This window comes from Pseudanabaena sp. SR411 (assembly GCF_002251945.1).
Taxonomy (GTDB): Bacteria; Cyanobacteriota; Cyanobacteriia; order Pseudanabaenales; family Pseudanabaenaceae; genus Pseudanabaena.
In genome coordinates, this window is sequence record NZ_NDHW01000163.1 from 1 (window position 1) to 17,029 (window position 17,029).

Here is a 17,029-nt window from a genome sequence, read left to right on the forward strand (position 1 = left end):
CCGATCWATTTTCTAGCTCGCCCGATGAATGGATGGCGATCCGATCTGGTGATTTACTAAATGCTACGGATTCATATTCCAATGGCATCGGCCAAGGACCATTGTCATCGCCAAATACATCCTCCATCGTTAACCATGCTTTGTCGCTGGGAGTGATGTCCGAGGTTTCTTCTAGAGTTGACGATCGGTGTTTACCAAAGAAATAGGCGATCGCTTCTTCAATTAATCTTTGTAAACGGTCTAGTTGATAGTCAACTTTGAGTGCGTCAGAAAATTCGGAATCTTGATTAAGATCGCCACGAGGATCGCGATTGGGATAACTGTTAGTTCTAGACTGAAGCTGATTAATTAGTCGCTCGGCCAGCAAGTCGGGCTGAGTTCCATTGATGCTGTCTCCCTTATCTTGCTCACCATCTAGCGATCGCTTGCCAATAAAATAATCAATTGCGGCGGCAATCAGATCGCGCAGACGGTCTAGCTTGCTACTTTCGGCTAGAGGGGCATTTTTTTTAAGTGTTTTCGCATTTATGGAAGTGCCTCGTCGCCGCCTTAACTTGGGACTGTCTGGCAAGGCTTCGGCATCAGAGGATTCTGTGCCAAATATCTCTGAGCTTTCTTCATTATTGGCTATGCTAGGTTCTTGAGAGGAAGACTGATTACCAAAAAAGTAAGCGATCGCAGCTTCTATTAAACGGCGTAACTGCTCTAGCCTTCTATTTTTGCCCAGAGATACATTTTCAGCGAGTTCATTATTTTCTTTTAAGGTGTTCCGTTCGGCTTGGGCTATCTGTTGTTGCCAGATTTCGGCAAAAATGCGATTAGCATTTAGATTGGTTTCTCGATCTGGGGCTTCGGAATTTGCGAGGTAATCTGTTTGGCGCTTAACGATCGCCATAATATTGCGATCTAGTTTAGTTTTGGTGCGATCGATCCAATCGAAAAACTTAGTTAATGGACGCAAAAGTAGAGGAACTTCTGGCTTGGGAAGATCAAGCTTTGGCTCTAGAAATTGATCAAGCTTTGGTTCAAGTTCTGGACTATCAAATTCAGATAAAAGCCCCACAGCCTCTGGTTGCGATCGCAGGGTTTCTTTAGGCTCAGTCTTGCCTCGCTCAAGTGCTGGAAAAACACGTTTTGCTGTAGATGCAATCAGATACACAGGATATAGAGCTGCCTTGGCTACTTGATAAGCTAGCAAGCGCGGCAACTCTTGGAGCGGTAGTCCTGCAAGCTGTCGAATTTTTTGATCGAGCGATCGCCTTACTCTGCGACCAAGTTGGGCAGGTAATGAGCTATCAATCCAATTAAAAAGTCGGCTTTGAAATCTAGGCATATGTACCATCATAAAAAAGAAATGCGCGATCGCACTTTTCTTTTTGGCTCAATAGGTGTTTCGGGGAGGTCAAACATAATAAATGGTTCAATGCTTTTAATGACGGGTATTTCAGACATCAAATACCTCCGAGGCTAAAACTATAGCTGTAGCCATTCTTGTTAGGACATAAAACCCAAATAGTGTGAGGCGGCGCGAAGCGCCGCCTCACACTATTTGGGTTTTGATTTGTCCTGATACAGGTGGCTATAGCTATACTACACATCAAGCATTTCAGTCATTTAAGCTAAAGCACCTCCCCGAAACACCTATTGAGCCTTTGTCTTAAGTGGCTAAAGCTATAAGAAGTATAAGAAGTATGAATTAAATAATTCAGAGTCTACGATCGCTTGATCGCTATGATTGAGATAGCGAAATTTGCTCATAGCTTCATAGCAAAGTCGTCAGCTTAATAGTTTGGAGACAGCGATCGTGCCTAAAAATAAACCCCGCGATGTACAAGCAATTTATATTGCCGCAGAAACCTTTGCCTTGAGATCGCGCAGTTGGAATCGCCTGCGCTTTGAAATTGAATATGCACTTGAAAAAGGAACAACAGCAAACTCTTTCTTAATTCAAGGTACATTGCTAGCACTGATCGATCCACCAGGGGAAACCTTCACAGCCATTTATCTGGATGAATTGCGTAAACGCATTAACATTGGTGATATTAGTTACGTGATCCTCGGTCATGTCAACCAAAACCGCATTGAGACACTCAAGGCTTTACTCGCAATTAACAGTCGCATCACCTTTGTTTGTACCAATCCAGGGGCGATCGCCTTACGTCAGAGTTTAGAAGAAAAATTTGGAGAAAATCTCAAAATTCAAGTTGTGCGGGGTGAAGAAGCCCTTGACCTTGGCAAAGGACACATTCTCAAATTTATTCCCACCTCTACACCACGTCATCCTGACGAGCTTTGCACTTATGACTCGAAAACGCAGGTTTTATATACCGATAAATTCTTTGGGGCGCATATCTGTGGCGATCAGGTATTTGACGAAGGTTGGAGCCATCTATTAGGCGATCGTCGTTACTACTTTGATAGCACGATGGCGAACCAAGTCCGTCAGGTTGAGGCGGCTTTAGATAAGTTAACTGATTTTCCTGCGGTTTTTTATGCCCCGGGGCATGGGCCAATGTTAAAGCATGGCTTGCATGAACTGGTTAATCTCTATCGTCAATGGAGCGAAGATCAGAAGCAACAAAATATTTCTGTAGCCCTATTATTTGCTTCTGCTTATGGGAATACGACAACGATCGCTAATGCCTTAGCTAGAGGGATTACCAAGGCAGGGGTTGCAGTTGAGTTAATTAATTGTGAAAATGCGGAACCAGAGGAAATCAAAGCAGCGATCGAGAAATCTTCAGGCTTCTTAATTGGTTCTCCAACTCTGGGTGGACATCTACCAACGCAGGTGCAAACGGCTTTAGGCATAGTTTTATCAACTGCTACTAAGAGCTATCAAGCAGGTGTATTTGGCTCCTATGGATGGAGTGGTGAAGCTGTCGATATTATTGCTGGAAAGTTAAAGGATGCTGGCTATACCCTTGCCTTTGAGCCAATTCGGATTAAGTTCACACCCACTGAAGCTACCTTACAAGTTTGCGAAGAGACAGGAACCGATTTTGCTCAAGCTTTAAAGAAAGCCAAAAAAGTTCGCACAACACTTAACCCAGGTAGTACCGTCGAGCAAGCGGTAGGGCGGATTGTTGGCTCTCTATGCGTACTAACCGCAAAGCGCGGCGAAATCTCTACAGCGATGCTTGCCTCTTGGGTTTCTCAAGCCACCTTTAATCCCCCTGGTTTAACGATCGCCGTTGCCAAGGATCGGGCGATTGAGTCCTATTTATATGAGGGCGATCGCTTTGTGTTGAATATTCTTGAGCAGGGCAAGCAACTCCGCAAGTACTTCATGAAAAAATTTGCACCTGGGGAAGATCGTTTTAAGGATGTACAAGTAGAGCCGACAGAAGGTGGGCTGATTCTGCCCGATGGATTGGCTTATTTAGAATGCCGTGTTGCCCAGCGTATGGAATGTGGCGATCACTGGATTGTCTATGCGATCGTGGAGAATGGCAAGCTATTACAATCTAATGGTTTGACTGCAATTCATCACCGTAAAACGGCTAGCAATTATTAAAAAGTAATAGTAAATAGTAAAGTGCATCGCGCTTTCTATTGCTTTTTAATGTTATTAATTAGCGATCGCCATCATGTCCGCAAGCATAGCTCTTTTACCTATGCCTAAGTTAAATTCAAGATCGTTACACTTGTCTAAACAGGAGACCTCTTTTTACATGGAAACAAATCAAACTCTTAGCTTGATTCTTGGGGCGATCGCACTTGGCGCGGCTATCTGGGCAACTTCCGCAATTTTAGAACTTCTAGCGAAATTAGTCGGCAAATTTGCGATCGCAGCTATATCACTAGTATTAGTAGCAATTTACTTAAAGGTTTATGTTGGGGTGGATATTTGGCTAAGTCTGACGGATTTTGGACAGGTAGTTATATCAAGTGTTGGACAATTAATACAAGCCGTTTCTTCTCTGTTTTCACAGGTGGGATCAGTTGCTAATTAACTAAAAGGCTAGCAGTTGCAATAGATTTTTTGAAAGTGTTGCTTTGAAAGTAGCAAAGAGGAGTAGCACTTTGAGCCAACCCTCTTTAAAACCATAAAAACAAAGCTACTGTCACCGACTTCAGATAAACTAATAACTGAAAGTAACTAAAAGTGTTATGGCGACCGTTTCTGAGAATCTAAAAATTACACAAAATGGCACACAAAGCGCTAAAGCTGAGCCAATTATCGATGGCAGTGAAAATCTTGGTGTAATCATCAGACGCAAAACCCGACCAGTGCAAGTGGGAAATATCACCATTGGCGGCGGCTCTCCTGTCGTGGTGCAGTCGATGATTAATGAAGACACCCTCGATATTGATGGCTCCGTTGCTGGAATTCGCCGCTTGCATGAAATTGGCTGCGAAATTGTGCGCGTTACTGTCCCCAGCATGGCTCACGCTGCGGCTCTCTCAGAAATTCGTCAAAAGCTCAAACGTACTTACCTAGATGTGCCTCTGGTTGCCGATGTCCACCACAACGGCATGAAAATTGCCCTCGAAGTCGCCAAACACATTCATAAAGTCCGCATCAACCCCGGATTATATGTATTCGAGAAACCCAAAGCAAATCGTACCGAATACACGCAATCTGAATTTGACGAAATTGCTGAAAAAGTCCGTGATACCCTAAAGCCGCTAGTTTTGTCCCTCAAAGAACAGGGAAAAGCAATGCGAATTGGTGTCAATCATGGCTCCCTTGCTGAGCGGATGCTCTTTACCTACGGGGACACTCCTCAAGGTATGGTCGAATCAGCGATCGAGTTCATTCGCATTTGTGAAGATCTTGACTTTAGAAATATTGTCATTTCTATGAAAGCCTCCCGTGTGCCTGTAATGATTGCGGCTTATCAGCTAATGGTTAAGCGCATGGATCAACTTGGTATGGATTATCCTCTGCATTTAGGCGTAACCGAAGCAGGTGATGGCGAGTATGGTCGCATCAAGTCCACCGCAGGTATCGCCACATTACTCGCCCAAGGTATCGGTGACACCATCCGCGTCTCCCTCACCGAAGCTCCCGAAAAAGAGATCCCAGTTTGCTACAGCATTTTGCAGTCCCTTGGACTCCGCAAAACTATGGTGGAGTATGTCGCTTGTCCATCTTGCGGGCGTACTCTATTTAACCTCGAAGAAGTCTTGCATAAAGTTCGTGAAGCCACCAGTCACCTAGTTGGGCTAGATATTGCGGTTATGGGTTGCATCGTCAATGGACCTGGAGAAATGGCAGATGCTGACTATGGCTATGTCGGCAAAACCCCTGGCATAATTTCACTTTATCGTGGCAAAGAAGAAATCAAGCGCGTACCTGAAACCGAAGGTGTAGAGCAGTTAATTGCGCTGATCAAATCCGACGATCGCTGGGTCGATCCATAGCACTAATCCGAAGTCACAAAATGGCGTTGCCATTTTGTGACTTCAAAATCAAAATCTTACTGGGTTGGATTCTTAATTCTCGGAAGTGTAACTACACTTTCAAGAATCAGTATAATCTGCCAAGAGATACGAAAGATTTTGCTTAAACTGCTCAAATCCATATTTTTCGATTACTTTTTGTCTAAGAAGGTCTGGTTTATACAAAATTGATAAAGAATGTTGGTTCATCAAAATTTGGACGATAGTCTCTCCTATTTCGTCGATGCTGTCAGGATTAACTAAAACGCCTAACTCTCCATTGCACAGAGCATCGATCGCTCCATCTTGATTGCCGCCAATCGTCGGTTTGCCGCAGGCTAATGCTTCTAAATACACAATCCCAAAGCCCTCTCCCTTACTAGGCATCACAAATACATCACAGAGATTGTAGTAATCTGCTAATTCATCATCTGGTACAAAGCCAGCAAAGGTTACGCAATCTCTTACATCCATATCATCAACAATTGCTTCGATGCGATCGCGGTCATTCCCCTTACCGACTAACAGATAACGAATATTGGGAATCTGAAGGCGAATAGCTGGCAGTGCTTGAATGATTTGGTCGTAGCCTTTGTAACGATCTCCACTAGCCAACCTAGTTACAGTTAAAATGATTGGCTGATCAGGTTGTAATTGATGTCGGTCTAATAGATATTGAGGTTTAGGTTTGACAGTAAATTGACGAGCATCAAAAGTTACTGGTAGAAGCGGAATAAGTTCATGGGAAATATTCTGTTCTGCAACGATGCGATCGCGAGTATACCCACCGATTGAAACAATTTTTTGCGCCGACTTCAACCCATATATTTTAGATGGATCTTCAAGATTCCATGCATCAATGCCATAGACAATTACCCAATATGGGATTCTTAATAGTTCAAATATCTTCGCTGCAAGTGGCGAAAAATTTATATGACCACAAATAATTAAATCAGGGCTTTCTTTGATCGCAGACAATAAGACTTGAGCAGCAAATATCGGTGTATGCCAAAAAGTCGCTTTCCATCTTCCCGCAAAGCTAATTTTAGTCTGTTTATCAAACCTAATATCTTTTGTTTCGTGAGCATCATTCTTAAGAAACACATGGCGGTCACTATTAGGTAAAACTTGCTCTAGTGCTTGAATTAAAAAAGCAGAATAAACCTGAATACCTCCTTTGAATTGAAAGATATCAGGTAGCCAAACATGGATTTTAGGAGTTTTAGTCATCTTGGTATTTAATAAAGAACCAGTCTTTGTGACGAGGCTTCGCCGCGCCACAAAGACTGGTTCTTTATTTTACTGCTAGTTTTCTTTGCATTGCTTCAACCATAATCTGTACAATTTTCTGGATGCTTGTAGTGGCATACCACCCTAACTGCTGATTAGCTTTACTAGGATTAGATCGGCTGATTGTAATGTCAGTTGGACGATACAAAGATTGATCGGAAATTACATGCTCTTCCCAATTTAGATCCAAAATCCCAAACGCCTCAGCAATAAAATCTGACAAACTGATTGTCTTACCTGTAGCGATTACAAAATCATCTGGTTGCTCTTTTTGGAGCATTAGGTACATAGCCTCTACATAATCTGGAGCATATCCCCAATCTCTTTGAATATCAATGTTACCTAACATTAGTTTTTTCATTTTACCTTTGGCTATGTGGCAGGCAGCAGCAATAATTTTTTGGGTTACAAAGCGATCAGGCCGTAAGGGTGATTCGTGGTTAAAAAGGATGCCAGAGCAAGCAAATAGTTCATATGCTTCGCGATAGTTAGCAACTTGCCAAAAAGCCGTAGATTTAGCAACTGCATAGGGACTACGAGGACGAAATGGAGTCTCTTCATCGGCAGGTAACCCGAGAGTATCACCAAAACATTCGCTAGAACCAGCATTATAAAATTTGATTGGCTTACCAATAAAACGAATTGATTCGAGTAGATTGAGTGTCCCTGTAGCGATACTTTCTAATGTCTCGACAGGTTGTTCAAAGGACAAACTTACTGAACTTTGTCCAGCCAAATTGTATACTTCATCTGGTTGCACTTGGGTTAAAACTTGTAGTACGCTGCGAAAATCAGTAAGAGACATGGATAATGATTTAATGCGATCGCGTATTCCTAAATATTGCAAATTAGCTAAAGTTGCTATCTGAGCATCACGGGAAGTTCCATATACTTCATAACCATAATTCAATAAAAGTTGACACAGATAGGCTCCGTCCTGTCCTGATATACCACAAATTAATGCTTTTTTTGGCATTTGTCTATTCAAGTTTTTCCTTGATTACCGTTGCTAATTTCTGGCGATAGTTTGCCCATGTTAACTGCTCCGCTTTTTTTCGAGCTGCCATTCCCATTTCTACTAGCTCTTCGGGATGATGATAGCACCATTCTAGTTTTGCTTTGAGTGCTTCAACATCACGGATAGGTATAATAAATCCCTCAATTCCATCGGTGATAATATCGGGACCTGCTGTATTGGGGGTAGTAATAATGGGGATACCACAAGCCATTGCTTCGAGGAGTACTAGTCCAAAACCTTCCACAAGTGATGGAAATGTAAATACACTAGCACTGCTGTAGTAGGTATTTAAAGTGCTATGCGGAACTGAACCAATTAAGCGAATGCGATCGCTATATTTATTTAACCAATCCATAGGCATTTGATTAATCCCAACGAGCAATAATTCCGAGTCAGGCAGATTGAGATCTTGCCATGCTTGTAGTAAATAATGCACACCTTTACGAGTTCCTACTTGCCCAGCAAACATTGCTCTAAATAGACGATCAGGCTTGGGTAGTGGCTGAAAATATTCAATTGGCGCACCATATGGAATAACAGAAATTTTAGATGTAGGAATACCAATATCTAGCAGCGATCGTTGGGTAAATGAGGAGGCAACAAAAATATGATCGGCTAGTTTCACTTCAGAGTTCTTGCGCTCAATTTTCCAAACTGGTTCTTTTATCGCCATCATTGTTGCCGACAATTCGGGAAAAAGTGCTGCTTCCTCTTCTTGAATGCGGCGGTGGGTAAGATGAAAAGCGATCGGCAAGTCATAAAAGCAGAAAATATTGCGTTGTTTTGCCCTAAAAAATGTCTCAGAGGCACTATCTTCATAGGCATAAATTGCATGGATATTTTCTAATTGATGCTTCGCAATATGGCGATCAAACGCTTCGACCATCCAATCAATAAGAACTTTATCCGTTATTCCTAAATTCTTACCAAGTCCTGTTTTAAGTAAAAATATACGTAGTATTTCTTGCCAAGGATAATCATGAATTTTGCAGCCTGTCGGCGCAATCCAAGTTCTTCTTCCCAACTCTTGTTCTAGTCTAGAAGTGAGACTAGGGAATAATCTTTTCATTAAATGACCTAAATAGTTATCGAGACTATCAGGACTATAGGAGAATGAAGTTACTATAGTCCTTAGCATATCCACTTCTGATATAGCTAACGCGGCATTGCGTGCAAAGGGACTGCTTACAGGATTAGTTAAAGTAATTTTTGGCATTTACTCATCTTTCTTTTTGTCATTGGGTAACAAATTAGAGGAAATCACATTACTATCTCTTGTCCTATCAAGACTAATTCTCTGCCTTTCTTTGTCTTCGAGGACTGGTAGTAAGTAGATAAAACCACTAAAAAACCAGAAATAAACTAACATGGTTGGGTTGGTAACTAACTGTCCAGTAATGTTGATTAATTGAAATAAGAATATAGCTAGTGCTAGATCTTTATAGAAGGGATGTCTGAGTCTGGAAAATACAGAGAACAGTGAGATCAAAAGAACTATTCTCAGTCCATACCATAAAATAAAGCCCAATAAACCTAATTCAATCATAACTCGCCCTGTTTCACCCTCATGCGTTGGTAATTCTTCACCATTTGGAAGATCTAAAAGCCTCCTAAGACTAGCGGCTCCTGATTGTGTTGCTCCAATCCCATAACCGTCACTTCTATCTCCAGCATAACTAAAAACTTGAGTGAAAGAGCCAATTATGCGATCGCTTACTGAGTCGCTAGCTGTTTCGACACGATCAGAGAAAGCTTGGAGTGCTGGTTGAAAGTAGATTACAGCTAGCAGGGCAGCTATGGTTATGGGTACAAATAGTCGGACAATAAAATTTGAGGCGGCTTTGTGACTAGTAAAAAATAGAGAAATAAGATAGGTGATGGTAAATATAATCTCGTAGAGAATAATACCACGCGCCCCACTCATAAAGGAATTGACGGTAACTAGAGCCAACTCCAATCCATAAATTATTTGCCATTTGAACGCACGTTCTTCAGAAATTAGCACAATTAATAACGTAAAACAAACTGCCAAAAAAACTGTAAGCCCTGCTAGATAAGAAAAAGTTCCTGTGATGCGAACAAATTCGCCCACCTTAGCAATGCCTGACTCCTCACCAGCAACATATAGGTTTAAAGGACTATCTGCAGGACTAAAAAACTGAATGATACCGAGAATACAAACAGGTATTGAAAGAAATAAGTAGTTTCGCAAGAAATTTCGTAGATCTATCTCCGAGTCAAACAAATGAGGCAGTATCCAAACAAGAGGAATATAAAGTAAGTAAGCTCTAATTCCCAGTAACCCTATAATTGGAGAACCTAGGCTTGGGTTAAAAGCTTGTAAACAACAAATGATTGTAATAACCACAGTTAGTTCTTTGATAAATGGATATCGATCCACAATGGACCGAGGTTGGCTAGCAAATCCGATATAGCTGCCAATTAGTACGAGATCTTTGAAGAAATAGATTAAGTCTCTTGCCTGAGGAAAAGCCCAACGGCGTAATGCACCTTCGATAATTACAATTACTAAAATTGCTTTGATTGAGAGTTTCCAGTTTTGGGATGCTCCGCAGATAATAACTAAAACTAAGATTACTGCACCTACTATTTCCATTGTTATGATGCCGCTTTTAAAAGTATTGACCAGAAAAGTTATTGACCAAAATTGACAGCCCTTTCTATGACTTCCAAATAAGCTTTAGAGATTGCCAGTTTCTGATGACGCAACAAATGTTCTGAGGCATTGGCTCTATAAATACTTAATTGGGCTGGATTTTGTAGAAGGTTTAGTAAAACTTGTGTAAGTGCTTGCACATTACCATTAGGAAATGTTATACCACACGAACCGATTGCATCTTTTAGCCCACCGCCCTCTGAGCCAACGACTACACAACCACAGGCGATCCCCTCTAATGCAACTACACCAAAAGGCTCATCATAGAGTGACGGTATAACCATAATGTGATGTTGATTTAGAATATTGACTAACTCTTTACCAGTTTTTGAACCGATAAAGCTAATGTGTTTAGCTATATTTAGAGATTGGGTTTGTAACTCTAGATTTTGTCTCTCTGGACCATTTCCAATTATTGTTACATTAGGATTTAGTCCGTGCTTACTCAATTCTGCCAAAGACTCTAAAAGTAAATTAACTCCTTTTTCTGAAACCAATCTACCTAAAAAAATAATCTCTTTGTTTCTATCAAAATTATCAGTTATTTTAAATAGATGATCTCGGTAAGGGTTAGGTATGACTGTAGAAGATGATTTAAGGTGATCGGCGATCGCTTGACTGTTAGAAATTGATACAGCATATCTATTTAGCCAATGTTTTAATCTGACTTTTATACCGTCAGAACTTCCGCCAAATCGGGTTTGTTGACCATCTGTGCTTCTGAGCCAAACTTGATGGCGTATAACCCAAGGTTTTCTAATTAACAAAAGTGGCCAAGCCTTTCTTAGAGAAATACCATTATGAAAATAGACATCACACCAGTTAATAAGTTTGATTAGTTGAAACCAATTAGGATTACGAAATACTTTAAAAGGAAAGGGCAACCCTTCTACGTCTATACTGTTACCGAAAGTTTCTGTAACGACTATTACTTGATGACCTAACTTAGTAAATTCACGAGCTAATATTTCAGCGTTAGTTTCGCTACCACCTATACTTGGATAAAAGCAGTTCGATAGTAATAGTATTTTCATGGAAGTAACTTTGTTGATGGTCTACATATTAAAATTGTCTTCTTTTAGTAGACTTAAGCTTTTTTTATTAGTACACACAAATTATCACCAGCTATTTTGTTAGGGAGAAATGGTTGTAATATTGTGGATACTATTCTTACAAATTTAGTAAACTTGATCGATCCATGCGTTGGGTATCCCCAACATTTTACGATTTTTAGAGAGTAATGAGATAAAACCCTTTCTAAACAGTCAATATAAATCGGAACTATGTGTGTCTGATCACCTTTTTTATCAAAGGATGCTAATTCTCCAGTAATCAAAAATTTGAATCTACAATTAATAGAATGTATATTTGGAGTAGTGAGCAAAAAATACCCGTTGTCGTCTAAGTGATTTGATACATGGTAGAATAATCGACCTTGATTTTCTAGATGTTCCACCAGTTCAATTGCGCTAATTAGACCAAATTTTTTAGTTCCCAGACCAAGATCATCATAATCTAAGTTTGCTTGCAAGCAAGTAGCTCTTGTGCAACCAAATTGTTCGATATTCAAATCGATACCATGTAGTTGACTAAATCCTCTATCTGCTAATCGCTCTAGCCAAGCACCCGTCCCACAACCAATATCAAGGATAGATACGTTATGACTGATATTAGGTAAAAATTCAACAAGACTGTCATGAAGTCCTAAATTAGTTCGTTCCAAAAGTTTTGATTTAGGCATTATTTTTGCGAATAAACTGCGACAAACATTGTTGATAGTTATATAACAACATTCAATATATTAAAGAAAGCTTTAGATTGGGCTGATAAACTATGGTCGGAATACCAGTAACAAGCATTATTAGCGATCGCCTGCATTATTTTTACATCTTTTAACTCACTTTTGTTAGGAACCCAATAATGCTCTCCCGCTTTTATCTCATCCGTGAGTGAATTATTTTCTTGAGCATTAATTGGGAGTAATCCATGAGCGCAGTAAGCAGCAAAAATAGTTGACTTACCCAAAAAATCAGGATTGTAGTTTAAGAATCCTGCGATCGCATCTGCCATAATGGCACTAATTTTCTCAGCAGGTTGCTGTCCTAATTCTAAGATCGGCACATTTCCAATTAACTTTGGAGTTTTTCCTGTTGGAGTTCCCAAGTCCAAAATTTCTTGAATGTCTAAGCTTTGACAAACATATTCTAGAGATGCCTGAGACTTTTGGTAAACTCTGAGTCGTTTCGCAACACCACCAAAAACAACTAGCTGTTTTTGGCGATCTGATAACGGACGAACTTGCTCAGGTTCACCAATATTAGAAAAAACTGGCAAAGAATTAATCTGAGTACGTTTGCCATTGCTTAACTTCTCAAGTATATCGGCATAGCTTTGTTTGCTAGTAACGATGCGATCGCTTAATCTAGCTAATCTTGTTGCTAAGTTCTTTTGTAACGGTGATAGCCAAAAAGAACTTTGCCAAGGTAAGCCAGAAGCATAAATTTCATGGAACATGGTGATAAGTGATCGCTGTGGATATAAGCTTTTCCAACGCTGTAAACCATCAACTAACCAGAACGGACAACCTCGCTTTGCATAGCCATATCCCACGTAATGTAATAGGACTGATGAGAAGCGATCACTGCTTAACAACTCAACCAAATTATTTACAGAATTCTCTATAACTTGACTAACAGGAAATCCTTCAATTTCTGATTCGCCATTCCATTCTGGATTACCAACAATAAAATGAGTTTGCATATTGAAATCTTTACGAAGTTGACGAGCTAAATTTAATGCATAGTCACCAACTCCATCAATCGCTGGCGGGAGTCTGGAAACAATAGAAATTACAGTAATCAAATCACTCATAATCAATTACTATCATGGGCTAACAAGGCACTGGTCAGTCAAACCGTGATCGACGTATTTGCGTCTTTTTTGTCGGCATGAAATAGGCGTTTCCGCACCTATCCCCGATTAACTGACCAATGCCGCTAACAAAACAAGAGTAGTTGTATGCAACTTGGACTTGATTGCTAAAGGCATAGAATAAGTGAATGCTTCAAAAGTCTCAACCCAAGATTTGGGTAATAGCTTTAGTAGATGATGTAGCTTAATATGACCATTAGTTAATGAGTTAGTAACTAGCCGAGTCTCTTTAACGACTAATCCTGCGTGATTTATTAACTGTTCTATTTCATCTAAATGGAGTAAAAAAATATGTCCGTCTGAGTTAGGCTGAAATTGAACTTTTTCATACTGACTTGGATCAGGACAATCAGAAAACCTAGGTAAGTTATTTTTAAAATAATCTCCATTAGGTGTGCTTAATACAATATGTCCACTTGGTTTAAGCATATTAGCGATACTTTTTAAGAAATCATCAGGATGTGCTACATGTTCAATTACTTCAGTAATTAAAACCACGTCGAATTGATCATCAAAGTTTATATCAAAAATATTTCCTGGTGAATAATGAACAATGCCAGATTCCCATTTTAACTTAACGTAATCGATTAACTCTTCACGTAAGTCATTCCAAGTAACTTCATAGCCTAGTTCCGCCAATGACAACGTAAAATTTCCTTGCGCCGCTGCTACGTCTAGAATTTTAGCTCCAGGTTTTGCAACTTTTTGAATTAACTCTAAGGTGTGTTTTCGTCGGTTTCTATAGGCATAAGCATATCCAGGAATGTCTAATGATCCATATATTTCTAATAAATCGTACGAAAAACTAGATTTCCAGCTATTAAGCCAGTTATCTTGCAAAGTAGGTTGTTTCATTGTTCAAAAAGTATTTAAGTATATTAAACCACTAAATTCGTGATTTAATTCATCCTAAAATCTTCTTAATATAACAACCATTTGTAAACATGAAAGATGCTCTAGAAAAGCTTCATTGATCCCACGTAAATTTAATTTTAGAACCTCTGGGATTGTAGCTTTAAACATGCCGCGTAATGCTAACATAAAATAAGATGTAGAATTTATATTTAATGATTCATCTGGGTGAATAGACAAATAAATTAGTGTGGATTCCTGATGTTGTTTTAGCTTTTTCCAACCTCCTTTATTTCGCCAAGGATGACAGACCGAAGCATCTCTTATAAAGATAAATTTATGTCCTGATTTTTCTAATCTTAATCTTAAATCTACATCTTCCATAGCAGCATAGGGAAATCTTTCGTCAAAACCACCAATAGACTCAAAAAGTTTCATTTGTATTGCAAAATTACAAGACCATAAATATCCTCCTGATTCATTTATAGGTGAAGTCTCAGCTAAACTCTTGCGTGGGCGATCTACATAAGTTCTTCCCTCTAAGACTAAATAATTCATTTCGCTAATAATATTTTTAGCATAAGTTTCTAACCACTGTGGATCAGGCAAACAATCATCATCTGTGAAGACTAGCCATTCACCTTGAGCATACTTTGCTCCATTATTGCGATTAGCAGCAGGGCCTTTATGTGCGCCAGAGATCCATTTTACCCAAGGGTAATAAAGCTTAATCATCTCCTCAGCAGTAGTTTGAGAACCATCGTCAGTCACAATAACTTCATAATTTTCTGCTGCTAAAGTTTGTACATTAGAAGCAAGATGATCTAAGCATTTTGCCAGTAAGTCATTACGATGGCAGGTAGGAATTATTACTGAAAATAACATGTTCTAAAGGTATGGATTTTGTGTTTAAAAGAATCAAACAGATATTTCCTTGTTGTATAATTTAGACGAGATCAATATTAAATAACACCCTCTTAATTAGACCTAGAAAGCGAGTATCTGTTAAAGATTCTAAAGGTAGTTCTATGAATGTTCTTAACAAATTATTTGTTTTTTTACTCCTAATCCCTGTACTATAATCTCTCAAATGTTGAGAATATAGTATCAATCTTGATATTTTTTGCCAGTCTTGTCTTTGCAAAAAATACGAGTATCTTTTTGCTATTTCTATCGCTTCGTTTCTCATAGGCTGATTTTGTGTAGTTGTTTTAGTCATATCATGAGTTCTATAAAAACAAATTGGCTTTGAATTTCTATAAACTACTGGATTTGCTAGAAGAATTCTTACAAACAGGTCTAAATCCATGCAATAATGTAGACTTTCATTAAGAAAGCCTACTTTTTCTAATATAGATTTAGCCATAAAAACTGATTGAGATGGAATAATATACTCAACGCTATAAAAGAATTTAAGTAAGTTTTTTAATTTAAAGTCTTTTATTCTTTTTCCTTCTATAAGTTTCTTTTCTTCTATAGAAGAACCAATGTAAGTAGTTCCATAAATCAAATCGCAGTTATATTCTAGAAATATCTTCATTGTATCGATTAAAGCATTAGCTAAGTAGCAATCATCTGAATTCATCCAAGCAAGATAATTACCTGTACATTTTTCCCAGCCTTTATTAATTGCATGAGATTGCCCTCTATCTAATTCACTAATCCAATAGGTAAGGTAGTGTTCATACTTTTTAATGATTTCAACTGAGTTATCAGTACTACCACCATCAATAATGATGTACTCAAGATTAGGATAACCTTGTAGTAGAACTGAGCGAATTGTTTCTTCTATAAATTGTCCTTGGTTGTAGCTAGGAGTAACAATACTAATACGGGGCCAATCAGAACAATCAGGCATCTTGTCAGGTAATGCTTCTGTCTGCTCTGTCCAAGGCCACCCTGTTTTTCCTTCTGGTGGAGCAGGTAAATCTTGTAATGTTAAAGCAGTATTTACAAGAGCCATGTTGTTGAATAAAAAGATCGAGATTACAAAATCTGTGGCTCTTCTGGGTATTTTGGCATAAGCGCGGCTAATATGATGAAAGCTGTTCCCACTAATGACTTAATCCTTGTCAAACATACGGCTATTGTATCTGGTTATACAGTTGCCACTCCAGAACCATAAGAGCCAAATCTGTTTATATAGTTTAGCCCAATTTGTTAACTATAGCTATAAAAAAGCTGCTACAACAGCAATTCTCATTATGACTTTTGATTTGCCTAGTCCATCAATTTTTGAACGAAAGCATAGGGTTTTCAAGGATAGCTATTGCGGCTATTCTCAATAAGTGTCGCCAGATTAAGACAAAATTTTCATAATGAGAATTGAAGGTCTATCCTGCCAGTCCGTGTCCGTGGTGAAAAACAGTAGTACTCGCCATGGAAAATAAAATTATCAATGTCGGGACTGTGGTCGTCAATTTGTAGAGAATCTACAGTGGCAGAGAGTTTCAGAGCATATTCAAGACAGTTCGCTCATCTGGGGAAGTAGGTGAAATGGCAAAATAGGAGGAAGTCATTTTCATGAATCGACAGAGAAGCGATGATCAAATTTCCCCTGACCGAATTGTTAGATGAACAAGCGTGCTATGAATGGTTATTAAAGATCCTGCATCCGCAGGGTTTGCATTGTCCAAGTGGACACGCAATACCAGCAGGACAAGCGCCACACGATCGCCAACGTGCACCAATCGTCAAATACAAGTGTCGGGAATGTGGGAAAGTGTTCCATATTTTTACAGGGACAGACTTATCAGGAAGCCATTACACCTGTGGTCAGATCGTGCTGATATTGCGTGGATTCTTACAAGGACAAACGACCCAACACATAGCCGAGGAACTAGGAGTCGACTATGGGACATTATTGTCTTGGC

The 17,029-nt window shown here is 39.3% G+C and carries 15 protein-coding genes; 4 read left to right on the top strand and 11 right to left on the bottom strand.

Annotated features, from left to right (window positions below):
• Nucleotides 1–1,333, bottom strand: a 1,333-nt coding sequence (locus B9G53_RS16665) for a hypothetical protein (RefSeq protein ID WP_141211802.1), incomplete at its 3' end; no start/stop codon positions are given.
• 471 nt (nt 1,334–1,804) lie between these two features.
• Here B9G53_RS16665 and B9G53_RS16670 point away from each other — a divergent pair.
• The 3 genes from B9G53_RS16670 to ispG all read left to right on the top strand — a co-directional run bounded on the left by B9G53_RS16670 (nt 1,805) and on the right by ispG (nt 5,370).
• Complete coding sequence (locus tag B9G53_RS16670; protein ID WP_094534286.1) at nt 1,805–3,517, top strand: diflavin flavoprotein; 1,713 nt, start codon at nt 1,805–1,807, stop codon at nt 3,515–3,517.
• 157 nt (nt 3,518–3,674) lie between these two features.
• Entirely contained in the window at nt 3,675–3,956 is a 282-nt protein-coding gene (locus B9G53_RS16675; RefSeq protein WP_094534262.1) for a hypothetical protein, read from the top strand.
• A 157-nt stretch (nt 3,957–4,113) separates the two neighbouring features.
• A complete protein-coding gene (gene ispG / locus B9G53_RS16680) occupies nt 4,114–5,370 on the top strand; it encodes a (E)-4-hydroxy-3-methylbut-2-enyl-diphosphate synthase (protein WP_094534264.1) in 1,257 nt (418 codons plus the stop codon).
• A gap of 99 nt (nt 5,371–5,469) precedes the next feature.
• On the opposite strand, the gene B9G53_RS16685 is transcribed toward ispG, so the two are convergent.
• The 10 genes from B9G53_RS16685 to B9G53_RS16730 form a co-directional block, all read right to left on the bottom strand.
• Entirely contained in the window at nt 5,470–6,618 is a 1,149-nt protein-coding gene (locus tag B9G53_RS16685) for a glycosyltransferase (protein WP_094534288.1), read from the bottom strand.
• Between the two features lie 64 nt (nt 6,619–6,682).
• Nucleotides 6,683–7,654 (bottom strand): GDP-mannose 4,6-dehydratase, encoded by a 972-nt coding sequence (locus tag B9G53_RS16690; RefSeq protein WP_094534266.1) that lies wholly within the window; start codon nt 7,652–7,654, stop codon nt 6,683–6,685.
• 4 nt (nt 7,655–7,658) lie between these two features.
• Complete coding sequence (locus tag B9G53_RS16695; RefSeq protein ID WP_094534268.1) at nt 7,659–8,912, bottom strand: glycosyltransferase family 4 protein; 1,254 nt, start codon at nt 8,910–8,912, stop codon at nt 7,659–7,661.
• The gene (locus B9G53_RS16700) at nt 8,913–10,313 is read right to left on the bottom strand and encodes a hypothetical protein (RefSeq protein WP_094534271.1); all 1,401 of its coding nucleotides are present in this window, start codon (nt 10,311–10,313) and stop codon (nt 8,913–8,915) included. It lies immediately after the preceding gene.
• Nucleotides 10,314–10,351: 38 nt separating this feature from the next.
• Entirely contained in the window at nt 10,352–11,407 is a 1,056-nt protein-coding gene (locus B9G53_RS16705) for a glycosyltransferase family 4 protein (RefSeq protein ID WP_094534274.1), read from the bottom strand.
• Between the two features lie 53 nt (nt 11,408–11,460).
• A complete protein-coding gene (locus B9G53_RS16710) occupies nt 11,461–12,114 on the bottom strand; it encodes a bifunctional 2-polyprenyl-6-hydroxyphenol methylase/3-demethylubiquinol 3-O-methyltransferase UbiG (RefSeq protein WP_094534276.1) in 654 nt (217 codons plus the stop codon).
• Nucleotides 12,115–12,152: 38 nt separating this feature from the next.
• Complete coding sequence (locus tag B9G53_RS16715) at nt 12,153–13,244, bottom strand: hypothetical protein (protein ID WP_094534278.1); 1,092 nt, start codon at nt 13,242–13,244, stop codon at nt 12,153–12,155.
• Between the two features lie 108 nt (nt 13,245–13,352).
• Nucleotides 13,353–14,159 (bottom strand): bifunctional 2-polyprenyl-6-hydroxyphenol methylase/3-demethylubiquinol 3-O-methyltransferase UbiG, encoded by an 807-nt coding sequence (locus tag B9G53_RS16720; protein WP_094534280.1) that lies wholly within the window; start codon nt 14,157–14,159, stop codon nt 13,353–13,355.
• Between the two features lie 54 nt (nt 14,160–14,213).
• Nucleotides 14,214–15,041, bottom strand: a complete 828-nt coding sequence (locus B9G53_RS16725) for a glycosyltransferase family 2 protein (protein WP_094534282.1) — start codon at nt 15,039–15,041, stop codon at nt 14,214–14,216.
• Between the two features lie 61 nt (nt 15,042–15,102).
• On the bottom strand, nt 15,103–16,119 hold the full coding sequence (locus B9G53_RS16730) for a glycosyltransferase family 2 protein (RefSeq protein WP_094534284.1): 1,017 nt from the start codon (nt 16,117–16,119) through the stop codon (nt 15,103–15,105).
• Nucleotides 16,120–16,698: 579 nt separating this feature from the next.
• On the opposite strand from B9G53_RS16730, the gene B9G53_RS26865 reads away from it, so the two are divergent.
• Nucleotides 16,699–17,029, top strand: a 331-nt coding sequence (locus tag B9G53_RS26865; protein WP_141211803.1) for an IS1 family transposase, incomplete at its 3' end; no start/stop codon positions are given.